Here is a 20798-nt window from a genome sequence, read left to right on the forward strand (position 1 = left end):
GCGCAGGGGCAGGTAATATGTCTAACGCAATAACAGCAGTCAATACCAATCGAATTATTATTGGTGGAACAATTGCGGCAGGAACCCCATCAGCTACTTATACCTATACAGTATCCACCACTGGGGCAGTTGTGTGTACAGGAACAGATATTGAAACAGGGACAATTAATGTTTCAGCTTCTTCATCTATAACACTTACCTCGGTTGTGACATCGACTTCACAGATAGTATGTAATAATTCTTCTGCTGTTTCGACAATAACATATTTAATTACTGGAGCAACTAGCGCAACAGTTATACCTCCCTCAGGTTTATTAACAGACGGTCTTCCAAACGGTATTACTTTTTCGTTTGACGCTGGAACTAGTATTTTGTCAATTGTTGGGACACCCGCTACGTCGGATCTTGTAAGAACAGTCTATACCTATACAGTTTTAACTGCAGATGTTATTAGTGGATGTGCAACGGCAACTATATCTGGGACCATTACGGTAGATCCTTTGGAAGGTGGAGTAGTAAATGGTGGAGTCAATCAGATCTTTTGTCGTGATGCAGCAAATCTTGCAATAGTTCCAACAGCACTTGCTGTAACTGGAAGTACTGCTGCTGGTGCAGGAATTCAATATCAGTGGCAAAGTAAACCTGCCGTTGGTAATTGGGTAGATATTGCTGGAGAAACTTCCGTTGGATATTCAGTTCCATCTATCGCAGTTACCACCCATTACCGAAGAAAGATCATGAGAGTCAACGGATCCCCAAGTGACCCACAGTGTACAGCATTTTCATCCGTTCATATAATTACGGTTGATAATGTTGATGTTGGACAAATAGGCATGCCGACTCAAATTTGTTATGGAACCGTACCAGATCAACTTGTAAGTGTAAGAAATGCTACTTCAAGTGGAACAATAGCTTATCAATGGCAATATTCTGCTGATGATGCTGTTTGGTTTGATATAGCAAATGAAACACAAGCTTCCTACACTCCATCAGGAGCTTTAATTGCAACTAGTTATTATAGGCGACAAGTAATTTCTTCACTTGATGGTCAACTAAATAGAGTAACAATTACAGGGAGTCCAAATAATCCAAACAATATAACAATTAGTATTAATGGGATTGCTACTTCTGTAACTACTGGGACTTCAACTGGAACGTATGCAAATATTTTAATTGATCAAATTAATGCCAATGGAGCCATACCTGTTACTGCCTCTCAAACTGCTTCCGGAGTAATTGATTTAGTTCACAATACCCCAGGGACTCCTTTTACATTGGTTGCTGGTCCGGGTTCATTTACTCTTGTTGACGATTCAACTCCAGCATCTTGCCCTAGGAATTCACCATCTGTAAAAATTGAAGTTGTTGATGAAATTCTAAAGGCTAACACAAATGATGATCAAGCAATTTGTTTCAATACTACCCCTGTTGATATTTCAGCCACCGGACTTTCCCCGGTTGCACCAGCTCCAAACATTGGAGCCATAACATATCAGTGGTATGGATCAACAGACAACTCTTCATTTACAGCTTTAGGAGCAGGTTATAATGGAGTCACAACAGCAGTTTTAGATCCTCAAACAGCTTTGACTCAAACCACATATTTTAAACTCACAACAACCAATACCTATCCAATTTATCCAGTACAAAGATTTACTATAACAGGAAATGGATCGGCTATTAGTGAGGCGTATACCTTATCGGATGGAGCTACAACGGTAACTTATACAACAGTTGTTACTACTACACTTAGAAACACAATTACTTCAGAACTAGTTAGTTTAATAAATAATACAGCCCCCTTAAATACGGTAATCGAAGCGTACGATTATCAAAGTGGTATTATTGATATTAGAGGTAAAGTCGCGGGAACTGCAATAAATATTACTGCAGGAACAGTCACAGGTACTGCCAATGTATCTGGTTTATCTGTTCTTAAAGCAACAACTGCTACATGTACTACCGATTCAGAGGTTACCACTGTAATCGTTAGCCCTTTAGAAGAAATCACACTCATTTCAGGTCCATTAAACCAGACTGTTTGTGAAGGTCAAGCAATTACCCCAGTATCATTCAAAGCTGGAGGTGGTGCCGCAGATCTTCAGATTCTTCCTACAATAGCATATGATATAACTGATAATGGGGACACAGAGCTTGGTGGTGACAATGAGCAAGCTGCAAACCCTGTAATTCCCGATACAGTGGAACCAAGATTAGGAACAGATGCCTTTAATTATTATCCTAATGCAGCCACTAACAGTCAAAATGACATTACAATGACACGTTTAAATGGGGTTTATACCTTTAGTGGAATTCCTAGTGTTGGTACGATTGATTTTGATATTCTAACAGAATCTTATCAAAAAGATAGAATTGATATTTCTGGTAATCCGAAAATTGGAGAAAAGTATAATGTGATTATTAATACATTTACAGTATCAGTAATAGCAGCGACTACCTCAAGAAATGATTTAATAAACTCATTGGTTACAGCAATTAATGCAGATCCAAGAGTCAACGGAACCAACGACGGAAGTGCGACAAGACTAGGAGTTGGGGCTTTAAGTACTGCTTCTGGCACAATAATGATTTCGGGTCGTCGGGAAGACACAAAACATACCATCGGGTTTTCCAACGAGCAGGCTCAAGCAATTTCAACCATTGCTTTAACAGGAACTACGAATTCTGCCGGTGAAGTTTATAATATTATTATAAACGGAATTCCTTATATCAAAACATATGGAACAGGAGTAACGGCTGCTACAATTGCTACTGAATTTAGTTTGTTAATTAATAACTCTGCTTTAGTTTCCTCCACTGTTAATGCAGGAACAATTTCAATAGAAGCCAAAAAAAGAGGTATTCCGCTAGTTATTTCAACTGTAGCCGCAGGGACAACACCACAAATTGGTTTTACAACCACCGCTACTCAATCTGCAACTACTTCTACTGGATCCATATTTACACTGACCCCATTTAGGTGTTTTGATTGTATAGATCCCCAATTAGATGGATCCATTACCAGGGCACCTCAAGTTCGGGCACCCCAGTACATATTAGCTAATTATGCCTTGGGTTCGGTTGGAAACTCTCAATTACAACAAGAAACTATCGTTGATACAGATGGTACTAGAATTTATAATGGGGCAAGTTGTGATACTCCTGAAATAGCTTCTTTTGAAGCTTGTGGGGGTGGAAATATTGCTGGTTATCAATGGTCAATTACTGCAGGGGCAGGTACTATTAACTCAAGTACAGGTGCAGTGGTTTGGAATCCTAATTTTGTTGGAACTGCTACAATTTCAGTTGCAGCAAACGGATGTAATGGTCCTTCAAATACTCAAAATGCATCTTTTGAAATATATGCAGCCGATCCTATTGAGGAACACATATACGTATCTAGTGTTGTAGCAGTAAGTGATGTTGTAAGTGTTACGATCGATGGACAAACTCATGGCTATTCAGTGACTGGAGCCCCTTTAACCATAACTTCCACAGTTGCATCTATAACAGCACTAATTAATTCTAATTTCAATGGAGCACCTTATAACGTTGCAGCAACAGCAGTAGCCAACACATATGTACAGGTTGTAACCAATGATGCTGGAAGTCCTGCTTTTGAACTTACAGTAACCGCTTCTTCAACCACCACTTCTGTCACTGCAGTTACTATTAACTCTGTTAGCACAACTCTTCAAGTTCCTTCCACCCCCACGGAACCGGCCGTACTTGAATTAAAACAAAAGTCTGTTATAAGAATTGTTACCAATCGAGTGACTAATACTTCAATGGTTCCAGCGGGTGAAATATACAAAGTAACTATAAATGGACGTTGTTATGATTATATTACTCAGGCAGGTGGTACCACTGATGATCAAATAAGAAATAGTTTTTTAAGTCAAATTAATGGAGCTACTCACAAATTTAGAAAGTTTGATAATGGATCTGAATTTGGTGTAACCGCTTCAACTGCTCCTTATGCTGACTCAAGTTTATATGTTGAGGCTGATTATTTAGGATACAGTGATTACGGAACGATGTTTGTGTTTGATAAAGACATTCAAAACGTACCTGGTAATAATGGTTCTCCGGCATATGATATTGGTTTTTTTACAGAAAGAGGCATTACTCAAGAAATTTGTGGACCTGACATAATAACCGGGGCACTGCCGAACTGTGAAATCACAGCAGCCACTCGTTCAACTCAATTTTTTGCAGAATCTGAAAACTATCAGTATATCACTTGGTCATTATCCAATGTGAGTCCTGGAACTGGAGCTATTTCCAATGTTCCTGGAGATAATTTATCTGCAGCTACATTTACTCAAAGAGGTATTATTGATTGGAGTACAGGGTTTCACGGAACCTTTACTTTGAATGCAACTGCAATGGGTTGTGATGGGGTTACAACATCCCAAGTTTCAACCAAACAAATCGTTATTAAAAGTAGAGCTGTAACTCCAACTTCGATTATTGTTACAACTCCACTTCCTACATGTCCAGGAGGAACCAATACTACAACGTTTTACAGTGATCCTGGATCGGGTAATAGTGTAACATGGTCTATTAATAATAACAATGCTGGGGTGATTAACTGTGATACTGGAGTTTTAACATGGAATCCAGAGTTTTCAGGAACAGTAAATATTAAAGCAACTTCAACAGGTTGCGGTGCACCCTTCGTTGAAGTACCTTTTGACGTTCCACCAAAACCAGTACTTACTCGAACTTCTGCCCCTGTAACTGAAGTGCAAGATGTTTGTGTGAACACTTCTTTGGTAACTATAACCTACGATCTGATTGGATCTGCACCACAAGCTACAATAAGCTGGTCTCCGTCAACACCTTCTGGGGTTCAATCAGGGGTTGTTCCATCCCAAATGATTCGTGATATTTTAGTTACAGGTGGAGGAAATACTATTGCTAGTGAAAGTTTTAAAATTTATATAAATGGAGCAGAAAGAGAATATGTTGCTACTGGAACTGTTAACAAGGACGTAGTAGCTAAACAATTAGCTACTGTTATTAATAATCTCCCTAATCCTCAAGTTATTACTGCGGATGCAGATACAGTTAGTGGTACTATAAGAATTACAGGTGTAACTACAGGAACATTTTTCTCTACTTCTCTTCTAGAAACTTCTGCTGCTCTTTCTCTTAGTACTTCTACAAATCCTGTTCAAGGGGTAGGAGAGTATCAAATATCTGGGTTAATAACCCAACCAGTTTCTACCCCAACGAGATATACTTACACTATTACAACCTCTGGGGCATGTAGTCCAGGAACTGCAACCGGATACATAACAGTTGAGCCGAATTCGTTACTTATTCAAAACTCTGCTGTAGGAACAGAAAATCAAGAACTCTGTGTTGGAGAAACAATAGTTGATGTTGAGCTTGAAGTTTTTAATGGAGCAACCACAGCTAGTGTTGCCCCATTAAATGGATTAAACGGTCTACCTCCTGGACTTACCACTACATATACTCCTCAATTTACAGAAGATGATATTAGTTTTTCTGGAGCAACTAATACAGGATCAACAACAGAAACATATAGTTTAATTCTATCGGTTCCAGGAGCTGGAAATCACTCAGTTTCTTTTACTGCACCTCCAAACTCTACTGTAGCTACTGTAAGAGCTGGTTTAACTTATGCAATAAATCAATATGCAAAACAGTTGACAGTAACAGGTCAAGGTACTGCAATTACTGATTCATGGACTGTTACTGTAACAACCGATATTGCGCGATCCGTTACTTTTACAGCCACTCAAACTATTACATCGAAAGAACAAATTGTAACAGGGTTAGTCAGTGAAGTTAATAATACAGCTGGAATAAAAGATGTAGTTGAAGCAGTCGATATAGGGGGTGGTAAACTAAAACTTCTAGGAAAGGTTATAGGTGTTTCGATAAATACTATTTCACATGTTGTTTCAGGAACAGGGAACATATCTGGACCTATAACATTAGATATAACCTCTAGCATGACTGCTACAAATACCGCAAGTGGTACGATAAAGGTTACTGCACAAGTAAATCAAACCCCTCAGGGAGTTGTAGTGGTTTCAGCCCCTACAATTAATATTACTGTAACTCCAGTCAAAGGGACAGGAGTTTTTACTATTTCTGGAACTCCTTCGGTAACATTAAATAACATGAATGTTTACACTTATACTGTTAATACTGCAGGAAATGCATATTCATGTGAAGAAACTTCTTTTACTGGAGCATTTAGATTAAAACCCCCTGAAATAATAAATCATCCAACTTCAATTGCAACTTCAACTTTTGCGAGTGGTACTTCAACCAATGGATTATTATCTCAGCAAGTTTGTGATGGGAGCGAATTGGATGGAATACGATTTGATTTATCCGGTTCTGCAATTAGTGCAGGTGTTACCTCTTTAAACTTATTTAACGGATTACCTAATGGGATTCAATTAATTCCATTTTCAACAGCTCAAGTTAATACAACTCATGTAACCGGAACGATGTCTGAAAATATTTCTTTCAGTACTTCTATAAACGGAACATTATATACCTATTCATCGGTTGCTACTCCTACTTATCAAAACGTAGTAGATAATTTAGTTCAAGAAATTAATTCTGCCATAGGAATCCTTTTGAGTCCCGTTACTGCATCGGCTTCAGGAACAACTTTAGTTTTAACAGCAAAAGTTCCTGGAATTTCATTCTCTTACACCGCTACATCAACAAATGCTTCTTTAATGGATCTAACTGTTGCAGGAGATGTAGCCAACGATAATTATGTAACTATTACTGGAGATCCGGACCCTGTAACCTCTGCAACTACTTATTTCTATACCATTGAAACCAACGGAACATCATGTCTGCCTCACGGAACAATTTCTGGAACAATTACTATTCTGCCAACCCCGTCTGTTGCAACAGCAACAGTTGTTGGAACAGATGCACAAGAAGTTTGTGAAGGTCAAAACATTACAGATGTTTCATTTAAAGTATACGGAGGAGCAGTTTCTTTAACAGTGCAGTTAAACGGTGGATTTGATCAACTTCCAACTGGAATCTCTCAGAATTTCACTAACACTAAACAGTCTGACCAAATTACTTGGGCTGGTCCTGCAACAGCCCCGGTTACAGAAACCTATGGTGTTCAGATTAATACTAGTACCTACTCAGTAACTACGATTGTGGGTGAAACAATTAATACTTTTCTTACTAGGCTTAGAAATAGTATTAATGCCGATATAAGCTTGGATGTTAGTGCAAGTACAAATGCAAATATTTTAACTCTAGAGGCGGACGCCTCTGGACCCTATCAAGGTTATTCTGCAACAGTTTTCTCTTTGACAGCAACATCAAGTTATACTCTTTCTCAAGAAAATATTAGTGGAACCGGTTTATTAACTTTATCAGGAGCTCCCGATCTCACTGGAATTAGTCCTTTGCCTGATGCGCCAATGACCTTTACTTATATAGTAGAAACACTGGGTAATATTTACTCTTCTTGTTCCGTTTCATCGACTACTCAATCTGCTACATTAACAGTAATTCCAGCTGAACAATTGATTTATGCTGGAACCATTACAAGCACCCTATTTTCAGGTGCTACTGTATCAACTACAATTAACGGCGAACTTTCCCAAGCAGTTTGTGAGGGTGGGGATATTGATGGAATACGAATCGAAATCGGTGGATCCGCCACAGGGGCAACCGTTGCTGCACTAGTTGGTCAAAATGGAATCCCTCCTGGTGTAACCTTATCTTCTCCTTTTCAGCAATCTCAGGTTCAAACAACTAAGGTTTCTGGAACACTAACGGTAAGTGAAACTTTTACAATAAAAATAAATGGTATAAGTTATCCATATACAATTCAAACTGGTGATTCAGACAGTGTTGTAGCTACTAATTTGAGCAATGTAATTAATCTTGCTTCTGGAATTAGATTGAGTCCTGTAACAGCTAGTGCTTTAGGATCAATAATAACTTTAACTGCTGACCAGTCAGGAAAATCTTTTAGTTATACAACATCTACTACCACTAACACTCTTGAATTAGACGATGATGTTGCAGGTGATGTAGAGAATTTAAATTATGTAACCATTACAGGCTCTCCATCTGAGGTTGTTAGCAGCACCAAGACATATACTTTTGATGTGGTAAGTTCGGGAACAAGTTGTACTCCGCATGCTAAACAAACCGTTTCTATAAGTATTTTACCAAACTCTAAAATAACATTGACCTCTGGTTCTGGAACAGACGGTCAGGAGGTTTGTGATTCTTCTGCTTTAGGATTTGATATCACCTATGAATTATCCAATGGAGCTACTGCTGTTGCTTTAGAATCTGCTGATTTTGGTCAGCAAGACAGGATTAATATTTCCGGGGTTTTCGCTGCAAACGATAAGGTAACTGTTACTATTGATGAAACGGATTATGAATACACTGTGCCATCAGGTGCAACAGGAATTGATAACATTATTACAAACTTAGTTACAGGAATGAGTGGGTCGTCTGTAATTAATGCAATACCGGATCTTGCAAATGATGCTATCTATTTAAAATCTTCCGTTGATGGAGCAGCATATAGTTTGGAGTTAAAAACTACTACAGGAACCGTTACAAGTACGGACATAACACCTAGTTCTACCCGTATATTTCCAAATGGAATTTCTCACACTATAGCTTCACAACAACAAGTGGATATAGTTAGTATTACCGGAACTTTTGTTGCTGGTGAAGATGTGTTTATTTATATCACAGGAGGATCTCCTATAACAACATCCACATATTCTCACACAACAGTTGGAGGCGGTTTATCTGCAATAAATGTTAGAGATGCACTCATAGCTAAAATAAACACAACGCCTGGAAGAAGAGTTCAGGCATCTGCTGGACCTGGAGGAGCAGACATTACCCTCACAGCAAATAATGCCGGAACGCCCTTTGGCTTATCACAATTTACTAATTCTGTAACACCAACTATTACGAGTGTCAATTCTGTTGGATCTCATAGAGTTACAATATCTGGAACTCCCAATGTTGGAGTCACTTTCCCATCAACATATTTTTATAGAATTAAGACAACTAATAATCTTCTTGGTTGTGGTGAAGATTTTATTCAGGGATCAATTAAGGTTAACCCCCTAGAAGCTATAAATTACGATTCATCGGATTCTAACTTCTCAGGATCTGACAATGCACAACAAATATGTGTTGGTCAGCAGATAGAAGGCATTAAGTTTAATTTAACTGGGACCGCTTTAACTGCTACAACTCCAGCATTAGTTGGAGTCGTAGGACTGCCTCCAGGAGTTTTATTAAACCAAGTATCTGTAAGACAACTGAATATTATTGATATCACTGCTTCGAGTGCAATTGGAGCACAATTTTGGATAAAAATTGATGGAATTACATACAGTTATACAACATCTACTACTGGGGATACCGCCCTTAATGTTGCTCAACAACTAGTCTCAGAAATTAATACCGCTTCTGGTGTAAGACAGAGTGCTCCAACCGCATCCATCACAGGAGCTTCTTCAATTCAAATAAGAGCGGATGTTCAAGGTACTTTATTCGACTTTTCTTTTAATAATTCTATTGCAGGAGGAGGAGCTCTATCTTTAGCTTCTTCAGGAAATATTGCAAATGAAAACTATATGACAGTTACTGGAACACCTAATCCAGTAACTCCTATTACCACTACTGTAGCTTATACTTTTACCTTAACCACTTCAGGTACAGCTGGTTGTTTACCAGTTGACACAGCAAATGGTACAATTACATTAACACCGGAATCAACTCTTGTTTTAAGTTCAGGGTTAGATACTATTGACCAAATTGTTTGTGCAAACAATGCAATTGTGCCAATTATATATACATATGGTGGTGGTGCAACTGGTGTAGAACTACTTTCAAATTCCGATCCACTTCTTACTTTACCAACTGGTCTCGTTTTAGGAAACGGAGCGGCTGCAAATACTGTACAGATAATTGGAACTCCAACAGTTACAGTTAGTCAGACTACAATTTTTCAGTACACACTTAGAACTACTGGGAATGCAACTTGTAGCGAAACAATTATGATTGGAAAAGTAACAGTTGCTCCAAATGTTGTAATTGATTCCGCTGGAATACAAGCTGCAGTTCAAGATGTTTCTTGTTCTACAGCAGGCTTTACTCCTGATGGTCAAATTGGTCATCCAGTTTCCAACACATTATCTTCGTTTGTAACCGGTGGGGTTCAGGATACTGCTCAGGTTGATCGAGTATTTATTATAGGAGCGTCAACGAATGAAGATCATGGAGTATTCGATACTTATACCGTCACTGTAGATGGAGCTGATTATTCTTTTACAACCAATGATATTAATTCTGACGGCAATCCAGATCAAACTAAGGAGCAAATTGCAACTCAGCTTGCTAATCAAATTTCCGGAGGATCACCAAGTGTTACTGCAGCTTCAAATATTGGAGGTTTAGGATCTTTAGATATAACTGCCAACGTTCCTGGAGTAGCATTTACTTCTTCAGTTACCCATACAACGGACAATATAATAAGAGTTACTTTTGCAAACAATATAGTCGCATCGGATGTAGTTACTATAACAGCAGGGGGTTCATCTTACTCTTATACTGTAGCGGGTGGAAATACGTTATCAAATGTTGCATCTAGTTTAGCCACACTTATGGCGTCTAGCTCCACTGTAACTGCAACTGCCACAGGAGCAACTATTGATATTAGAACTTTAGCCGTTGGTTCTTTCGTTAACTTCTCTTCTACAGTTTCCTCATCAGCTATGACCATTTCAACTGATGATCGATCTACTGAGTTTACAAAATCTACAATTCAACAAAACTTTGAATCTACTTTTGTTTATTCGTGGAGTAAAGTTGGAGATGTTGGTTTTACCAATAATAATCTTGAAATTACAGGTTTATCTGAAGGTCAATATAATCTTACAGTTTCAATTAAAGGTCTTGGTAATGGATGTCAAGCATCAGCAGGTCCCTTTATTATTGAAAAACCAACTATAACAATTGGAACTGTAGTTGAAACTTGTGGTGGAACCGTAAATATTCCAATATCAGGTACCTTAACTACAGATCAGGTTTCTGGAACTGGAAATATATTGTCTGTAAATCTCTATCAAGGAACTGCAGGAGCTGCTCCTAGTTATTCTTTGTTTGATACAACAAGCTATGTTATTGGTTCTCTTACCAAGACATTTACTGAAAACCTACAATTTACAGGACTAACTCCTGGATTAAGCTACCGAGTAGAGGTTATTACTAATACTTGTTCTGAACCAGAGTTTTTAAATTTTGGTCCTATATCTGCTATTTTAGAAATTGATGAAAGCCTTATAGTAACTACTGATGAAATATGTGCTGGTGAAGCAGATGGAACTATAAGTGTTCCTTTAGGTGCCATAACTGGTGGTTCAGGAAGTTATGATTACCAATGGACAAGACTTTCTCCAAATCCTCAAGTAACCTACAATGTTAAAGATCTAAATGGAGTATCTGCTGGTTTTTATGAGTTGACTATTACAGATTCTAACATTGCAAATTGTACAGTCACTACCGTCGGATTAGTTGAAATTAAAGGGACAGATTCTCCAATAACAATAACTCCATCTAGTTTGAATGTTTTAGCTAACGAATGTGTATCTGGAACTGATGGTCAAATCGAAATAGATGTTGCTGGAACAAATACTGCCTGGATAGAATGGGAATATTTAGTTACAACAAGTTTAGGAGTGGTTTCCTCTTCTTTAAGTAGCTCAACTTTAACACCTAATAGAAGAAACCTTCTACCTGCTAATTTTCTTAATGAAGAATTAAATCCTACCGGAGGTTTTTCATCCTTTCAAAATCTTCCAGCTGGGGTATACAGAGTTAAGGTTTATTTGACGAACCCTTCTGTTAATCCTTGTGCTGATGTGTCTCAAGATTTTGTTATAACAGAGCCATCTCCTGTTTCAATAGCTGAATTAAGTGGAGCTAATGAACCACTTGTAACACAACCTCCACTTGCATGTTCTCCTAATGATATTTTACTTGGATCTATTCAAATTGCCCTATCAGGCGGGCAAGCTCCATATTTTTACAGTTTAGTAGGTGGTGAGCCAACCGAAGCTATTACTGGTTCAACATTTTTAAGAGACGACCTTCCTGCAGGTACCTATGATATAGTGATTTCCGATTCATCAGGTTGTGATGTCGTTGCAAATTACTTAACAATACCAACAATTGTCCTTACCGACCCTCCTGGAAATCCTTTAGTTCTCACCGAGGGTACGATTACACCAATTCCGTGCGAGGGCGGTACGGGACAATTTATTGTTGAAGCCGATGGAGGTTATTTTTCAGGATCTGTTACTACAACTACCTTCCCTGTAAGAATAGTTTCAACAGATGGATTATTCATTATAAATACTTCTATAAGTCCTGGTCAAGATATACTTGTAGAAAATGTTCCAAGGATTGGGAATTATGTTGTATCCGTTATTGATGAATCTGGATGTGTTCCCGATGCATCGATAACTGTTGCAATGACTTCTGCTGCTTCTTCCGATCTTTCTGCTAGCGCAGACTTAACTGGAGTTCAAGATTGTTCTTCTTCAACACCTAGTGCAAACGGTCCAGTAATTAAACTAAATGGTGGAATTAGTGGAGGTGTTGCGCCTTATACTATTAAGTGGGAGAGAAGATCACAATTGGAGTTGGATACATTTTCAATTTCCTTTACTGGATCGGTTTCTTCAACTGAGACAGGAAACTTTGGAGTAGAAATAAATGGTACTACCTATACTTCGTCAATTACAGTAAATAATACAACCAGTATTTTAGATTTAGCAGTTGATTTAGCAGTTATAATTAATAACGATCCCACGTTGGAAGCTTATATAAGTGGGTCGAGTATTGTAGTTAGATCTCAGACAATTGATTCTGCTAAAGCTTTATCAATTGTATCTGTTTACGGTTTAAGAATGAGTTTGTCTCCAATAACAATAACAGCTCAAACAGTTTGGAATGAAGTTTCAAACACTGCCGGTCAAGAAGTCCTAACAGGACTAAATATTGGTTACTACAGAGGGATTATTTCTGACTCTTCTGGTTGTGGGGGAAGTGTTTTAGTTGAAAATCTGACTCAAGGAGGTTATGTATTTGGAATTGATGATCCTAGTAAGTTACAAATTCAGGATGTTGAATTTGAGGATATTACTTGTGTTAAAAGTACAGCTTCGATAAGTTTCAAATTAGGTAACGGACAATTTGATTTGATACCTGATCCGACAGTTTTTGAATTTACTTTAAATGGAAACCCTCTTCAAAGTACTATATCTAACGGTTCTTCTATATCGCTAACTCCTTCTAGTTCTTTAGTTACAAACGTTCTTTCTGGAAACACATACACCCCTAATTTATCTACAAATATTGTATTGATTCAGAATCTTCAACCTAACTCATACAATTTGGAAGTTAAAAATACACAAACAGGTTGTGTAGTTTTACTTGGTTTTACTATTGAAGATTTACTTCCTATTAAATACTCAGGAGTAACAGACTTTACAATAAGCGCTTGTTATGACAGCTATCAAGATCCATTTTTTGATCAATTCCTTGTAAGTGGAGGAACTCCATATTTGGACTCATCTGGGCAGCCATATTATGGTCTGACCTGGACATACTACCCTGATCCTAATTCAACAGCAAATTCAACGGTATTTAGTAGTTTAAGTAATAATGTTGATTTTTATCCATTACCTGGAGTATATCAATTGGGTATTAAAGATAAAAACGGTTGTACTATAGTTGATCAAAATGGAAATACTGCAAATGTTGAATTTAGTTTTGTAGCAGAATTTAATGATATTTTAGTTTCTGGTGTTGCAGACTCTACAGGTGCTTTTAGTTCTCCGGTAAGTTGTCAGTTAGATGCTGCAGACGGAACTATAGCTGTTTCTGTTCAAAATCAGGACGGTTCATCGGCTCCACCTTACGAAATAACTTGGGAGATTCAGGGTGCAGAATTAAATGATAATGAAGCAATTTTATTGTTCCAGGGTGTTTCAGCATCCGTCGATAGTTTAGAGGTTTATTCAGTTTTAATTAATGATATTCCATTTACGTATACAACTCAAACACCAAATGAATCTATTGTTTCGGTAGTTCAAGAAATGGCTCAGGTTATTGATAATTCTCCTCAGTACAGTACTTCTGTTGAATCTGCTCCAAATGGAGGAATAACCCCTCAAGATGTACAGATCAGAATAAATTCAGTTTCAGGTGCTTCAATTACCCTAGAGATTGTTTCAAAAAGCACACGCCTTCAAATGTTAAATTCGTCGGTTAGTTCTGCTAACTGGACTCCTTTGGATGGAACTAATGGTTCGATTAATTACACTGGATATACAAGTCTAAATAATTTAGCTGAAGGAAATTACAGATATACAATTACCCCAGCAGGTCTTTCTAACTGTGTAGGTTCTAATCTTTCCCAAAATAATGAGATTCGAGGAGTTATTTCGGTATTAGACGAGAACGTTTTACAAATTCGTCAAGGACCAAATGTTAGTCCTGAATTATGTAGCGGTCAACCTGGTACTATTTTTATTGATGTTTTTGATGGAGCAACAGGTCCATTATCATTTTTCTATAATGGTAGCCTTGTGGTTAGTCAACAAGTTGGTGAAGATCAGTACAATCTTGAAATTGATGCTCCTGTTACTTCTGCTCGACTTGAAATATTAAACAATGCTGGCTGTGGAATTGCAAGACAAATTAATGTTGGAATAGGTGATCCATTATTTGATTTCACCTCAATTAGTTTTCAGCAATCTTCACAATATATTGCGAGAGAGGATATTACTTTTAGAGATTTATCAGAAAACGAATATGATTCATTTGAGTTTATTTTTGGAGATGGTACTCAAACTGAGCGGTTAGAAAGAAATCAACCGGATCCAATAACACATGAATATGCTGTATCAGGAACATATTATGCTACGTTAAGAATTTTTAATGAAATTGGATGTGTAGCTGAGATAACGCAAACAATTAAAATAGGTAAAGGGTATAATGTCTTATCTCCAAATGTATTTACACCTAACGGCGATATATACAATCAATGTTTCAAACCGTTATTTAACGGTTTAGTTGAAGTTACATTTAGAGTTTATGATGCTCAAGGAGCTATCCTTTATGAAGAAATAGGTGTACCTCCAGTAGATCCAACAAAAGATGCATTAACTCTAACTGGATGGTGTGGTCCTGATTTATCTTCAGACGATGGTAAAGAAATAGTAACTCCATATTTTATTTATACTCTTGAAGGGAAAACAATAGATGATGTTGAAGTTTTTAGAGATGGAACATTTATACTTTTAAGATGATAATATGAAAAAGATTAACTACATATTATTAGTTCTGCTGTTTATTTTTAAATTATCAGCCCAAGATGATTTGATTATAAGCCATTCTAGGTTTATGCAAAAATCCAATCCTAGTTTTATGGGTTTAAATAATATGAATAAAACAGGTGTATTATATAATAGTGTTGGTTTAGTTTCAAATCAAGGTATAGAAAGTAGATATTTTTTCGGTTCCCTTTCATTTGATTCAGATTATTTTTCTTTGGGAGTTGACATGTATTCATATACGATGGATAACGCTGGTTTAGTATACACCAAACCTTCACTAAGTTTTATATATAAAATACAACTGGATAATCAAGACTTTTTCTTACCCTCAATCACCTTGGGGATGGGAAGCTCCAAGTTAGATACTAGTAAGTTAATATTTGAAGACCAATTATCTCTTGTTTCAGGTTATCTTCAAGCACTTTCAAATGACCCTCTTGCACCATTAATTGGAGATGCTAGTTATTTAGATTTGGGAGCATCATTTATAATTCATTCAGATAAATATATTGTAGGGTTTAGTGCCCAACATCTTAATCAGCCAAATATATCTTTTAACAAAGAAAATGAAGAGTATAAAATGCCAATACGTTTTTCTTTACAAGGAGGTTATGAATTTGACATAAACCCATACGATCAAGGATTTTTACCAAGATATTCAACACTCTATGCGTTTACTAATATTTCAAAATCCGCATATAGTACTGATATATATCTTTCACAAGAATTTCAATTTGGGGAATTTTCTGTTGGTTTAAATGAAGTAATGAAAAGTACAGAAAGCTTTTCTATGTTGAATGTTGGAATTTCAGTCGCATTATCATATGAAAATTTTGAATTTGGTACGTTATATAATTTCCCATCAAGGAAAGATCCAGCAAAAGCATATTCTCCAAGTACATTTGAAGTATTTCTAACTTTTGATTTCAGTCCATACCTGAGAAATAGGAGAGGGGATTATAGAAGGTTAAGTATTGATAATTATTACTAATCTCTAAAAACTTTATTTGGAAATACAACAGGGCTTTCAATTCCGTTTTTGCCAACTGTTGAAATTCCAAAAAAGAAATTATCAATTACAATTCCATCTAGGGTATATTGAGACACATCACCTAGATACCGACTATTTTGCCATATAGGACTTGTTGTGTCTCTCCAATAAACTTTATAACCTTCAATAGTTATATTATCAATTTTTTCCCACTTCAATTTTGCAGAAGGCTCGACTACTCCTCCTATGGAAAGTGATTTCACAGATGGAGGAGCCCATGCTATACTTGCAAGGTTTATAGCATTTACTGCCGTAAGTTTAGCAGTATATTTAAAATCTACTCCCTCCAATACATCACCATAGTTTATTCCATTTTCAGTTCTAATATCTTGATGTTGACGATTATAATTCTCATGAGCTTCCATTATCCTTACTCCGGCATATCCCATATCGTTAAAAGGACGATGATGACCACCTCTTCCAAACCTATCTAATCTGTAAATTAGAAGAGGATTCATTTCTGGCATATATTTTTTTACTGTTTTGTGAATATATCTTGCTAGCTGTCTTGATATCCCATCAACTTCTCCACCGTAAAATCGTCTAGCTTTTCTTTCTTTTTCAGATTCAGTTGGAGGAGTTGGCTCAGAGAAAATTCTAAAAGTTCTATTATCAATCACACCATCAACTCCCTCAATATTTCCTATCATATCATTGTTTAGTATACCTATAATCTCCCACTTGTTTTTTTTAGCATAATCGGAAAGTCCTTTTCCACCGAAAAGACCCTGCTCTTCCCCAGATAAACCAACATAAATTATACTATTATCAAATTGATATTTTGATAAAACTCTAGCAGCTTCAATTGTACCTGCCATTCCAGAAGCATTATCATTTGCTCCAGGAGAATCATCCATATAATTTGTGGGGTCAGAAATCCTTGAATCAATATCCCCACTCATAATAATATATCTATTTGGATATTTTTTTCCTTTTTGGATTGCTAATACATTATTAATCCATGTAGGATTTATGATTCTTGGTCCATCCTTTTTAGTATAATAATTTTTTTGGTAAAAAACCTCTAGACAATTACTACAACTTTTTGAAATAGCATCAAACTCTGATTTTATCCATCTTCGAGCAGCTCCAATTCCACGTGACTTTGAGATAGTATCACTTAAAGTATGTCTGGTTCCAAAATTTGCTAAAACAGTAATATCATTTTTTATTCTTTCAACACTAACCTGATTTATTATTTTGTAAAAATCACTTTCGCTTTGAGCGTTTGAAAAGTTAAAAAAAAGGAACGATGATATTATTAGAGTTTTTCTCATAATTTTTTTTAAAAAATACAAAAAAACATTAAAACTTATAGTCTTAAATAAGCCAAAATATAAAATCAGTTTTTAATATTCTCAGATAATTTTGATGAGAAAGCATAGGTAAGAGAAAAAATACTAATTGTGCTTACAATGGCTATAATTTTTTGAATAGTAACTGATTCTGATAACGCTTCTGGACTTTTCATCGCATCTTCAAGAAAAAATTGATAAAATACATATAAAAAAGTGAATAATAAATATCCGAGAGTAACCAATGTATACTTATTGTGAACAGTACTTTTAAATAAAAGAATGACGTACAAAATAGACGCTGGAACCATAAGTCTAAAAGCATTTTTAGCAAAAAACCCATGAAGCTCTTGGAAAAGATCGTGAGGAGTCAATCCAACGCCGGCAAAACAAAAAGAGCCAATAAAAAAAAAAAAACTTCCAGCTAAAGATAGAGGGTATAGCATTTTGTCATCCTTAAAAAGACGAGGCACAAATAAAAACCCAATTCCAGATGCGGCATAGAAAAACATTGCTGTATTGCAAATAAAAGAAGAAAGAAAATTTATTTCTCCAGATCTACTCATATATCCTCCCAAATCACTTAAATAGTTTTTTGAAAAAGAATACCCAACTTGATTGGGGTCAAATATATTTCCACCGGGATATAAAAAACTTGCTATAAAAACGCTAACAATAAAATATATTGATACAAACCTAATTAAGTATACCGTCCAGAATTTTATCATTATAACTTGTACTCATTTTCCTTAATAACTGAATCAGCTATTTTGTTTTTTAATTCAACAATATTTGGATATTCCTCGTATCTAGTCATCAAGTCAATACTTTTAAGTAATCCATTTTTTTCCTTTTCATTTGAAATACTTAAAATTATCTCTTTAGCTTTATTACCTACTTTTTCTATTGAGTTGAATATAAATAATTGAGTCATCTCTCTATGAGTTTCACTATAATTTTTATTATTCCTATTACAATTTTTGATTGTCCTTAAAAGTATTGATTCAGAAAAATAGGATTCAATTAAAATATCAGATAGTCCCAAAAGAATCATTTGATGTTTTTCAAGATCAGACCCATACTTCTGAAAAGCAGCACCAGTCAAAAGTAAAAATATATCTTTAATATTTTGAACTAGTAATTGTTCTTGAGAAAAAATTGAATCATGTAACGGCTTTTCAAAAGAACTAGTTTTTACTTTTTCAACAATACTCATCACTAAATTCATTATATCCAAATGACCTTTTGCTGCTTTTTTTAATAACATTCCAACAGAAACCATTCTATTGATTTCATTTGTTCCTTCATAGATTCTTCCAATTCTTGAATCTCTCCAAGCCGCCTCCATTGGTGTATCTGCTGAAAACCCCATCCCTCCTAAAATCTGAATTCCTTCATCAGAGCAATTCTGCATTGATTCCGAACAGAAAACTTTTACCATAGAGCATTCTATTGCAAATTCTTCTAATCCTTTTAGTTCTGATTCTTGATGAGATTTCCCCTGGTCTCTTAAAAACTCAATGTGATCCTTAATATCCGAGGCAGCACGATAACACCCAGATTCACATGCGTAGAGGTTTGCTGACATTATAGCAACTTTTTCTTTTATAGCACCGAATTGAGAAATTGGGGTTTTGAATTGTACTCTTTCGTTTGCATATTTTACAGCACCGTTTATTACTCTTCTTTGGGCATCAATAACTGCTACTCCTAATTTTATTCTACCTGCGTTAAGAGCGTTCATGGCTATTTTAAAACCTTCTCCTCTTCCTGCCAGCATATTTTCAATCGGAACTTTGGTTTCGTTAAAGAAAACCTGTCTAGTTGATGAAGCGTGGATACCAAGTTTCTTTTCTTCTTCTCCAAGAGTAATTCCGTTATCATAATCTGCTGGAACAATAAAGCCTGTTATATTTTTATCATCTTCTATTCTAGCAAAAACTATGAAGATACTAGCAAAACCAGCATTGCTAATCCACATTTTTTGTCCAGAAATCAAATAATTTTTTTTATCTTTTGAAAGTACAGCTTTTGTCTTTCCTGAATTTGCATCTGAACCCGCTCCAGGTTCAGTTAAACAATATGAGCCAAACCATTTTCCAGATGCAAGATTAGGTATGTATTTTTGTTTTTGCTCTTCTGTTCCGTAAAGTGTAATTGGAAGGATTGCAATCCCTGTGTGAGCGCCATAAGCTGTAGACAAAGAACCAGTAGCTGAAGAAATATAATCACAAACTAACATGGTTGAAACAAAATCCATTCCAAGACCTCCATACTCTTCTGGAACAGAAACTCCAAGGAATCCGAGCTCGCCTGCCTTTTCCATTATTTCTTTTGTGAATTCGTAATCTTTATTTTCAAAACGTTCTTTGTGCGGCCATACTTCCCGATCAATAAATTCTTTAACGGAGTCCTTCATCATTAGTTGCTCCTCTGAAAAATCTTCAGGGGTAAAAATTGATTCATTAGCGCTAGTTTTTTGGACTATAAACCCTCCACCTTTAACTATTTCTTTTGTTATATCAGTTTCCATTCTTATGTTGTATTAATATGTTTTGACTTTCTGTATTTATTATATCTGTAACCTTAAAAAAATTAATAATCTCAGTACTTGTTAGTTGTTTTGAAATGCATTTATTAAACTCTAAAACAAATTTTTTTGATATCTCTCTTTTTTCTAATCCAAGTTTAGTCAAGTAAACTAACCTACCTCTACCATCTTTTGGGTTAATTCTTCTTTCGATAAAACTTCTGTCCTCTAATGAATTCAGTAATCTAGATAAACTAGTATTCTCCATGCCCATTTTTGGACCAAGAGCAGTTGAAGGGGTTCCATCTGGTTCAATGCTGAGTAATGCAAAACCTGTTGCCATTGTAGAATCAAATTTACAAGCGGTTTTATTGTACATATTACTCACACTCTGCCAAGTGGACCTAAGAGCATAATCAAAAGTGATTGTTTTTTCCATTTATTAAATTCAAATATAATAAAAATTACTATGCGTGCATAATAAAAATTTAGTAATTTTTATTTTT

At 36.0% G+C, this 20798-nt stretch carries 6 protein-coding genes; 2 read left to right on the plus strand and 4 right to left on the minus strand.

Annotation, left to right across the window (positions count from 1 at the left end; all coding sequences use genetic code 11):
- The first annotated feature begins 17 nt into the window (after positions 1 to 17).
- A complete protein-coding gene (locus AC3ATN_RS00625) occupies positions 18 to 15389 on the plus strand; it encodes a hypothetical protein (RefSeq protein WP_487531256.1) in 15372 nt (5123 codons plus the stop codon).
- Between the two features lie 4 nt (positions 15390 to 15393).
- On the plus strand, positions 15394 to 16407 hold the full coding sequence (locus AC3ATN_RS00630; RefSeq protein ID WP_487531258.1) for a type IX secretion system membrane protein PorP/SprF: 1014 nt from the start codon (positions 15394 to 15396) through the stop codon (positions 16405 to 16407).
- Here AC3ATN_RS00630 and AC3ATN_RS00635 read toward each other — a convergent pair.
- The 4 genes from AC3ATN_RS00635 to AC3ATN_RS00650 form a co-directional block, all read right to left on the minus strand.
- A complete protein-coding gene (locus AC3ATN_RS00635; protein ID WP_487531260.1) occupies positions 16404 to 17744 on the minus strand; it encodes a M28 family metallopeptidase in 1341 nt (446 codons plus the stop codon). The two genes, AC3ATN_RS00630 and AC3ATN_RS00635, sit on opposite strands and share 4 nt — an antisense overlap.
- A gap of 65 nt (positions 17745 to 17809) precedes the next feature.
- Positions 17810 to 18490 (minus strand): hypothetical protein, encoded by a 681-nt coding sequence (locus AC3ATN_RS00640; RefSeq protein WP_487531261.1) that lies wholly within the window; start codon positions 18488 to 18490, stop codon positions 17810 to 17812.
- Complete coding sequence (locus tag AC3ATN_RS00645) at positions 18490 to 20295, minus strand: acyl-CoA dehydrogenase family protein (RefSeq protein ID WP_487531262.1); 1806 nt, start codon at positions 20293 to 20295, stop codon at positions 18490 to 18492. The genes AC3ATN_RS00640 and AC3ATN_RS00645 overlap by 1 nt, the downstream gene beginning before the upstream one ends.
- Positions 20285 to 20731, minus strand: coding sequence for a MarR family winged helix-turn-helix transcriptional regulator (locus AC3ATN_RS00650; protein WP_487531263.1), 447 nt, complete (start codon positions 20729 to 20731; stop codon positions 20285 to 20287). Before AC3ATN_RS00650 ends, AC3ATN_RS00645 begins: the two co-directional genes overlap by 11 nt.
- Positions 20732 to 20798: the final 67 nt, after the last annotated feature.

This window comes from Candidatus Marivariicella sp. (genome assembly GCF_983056325.1).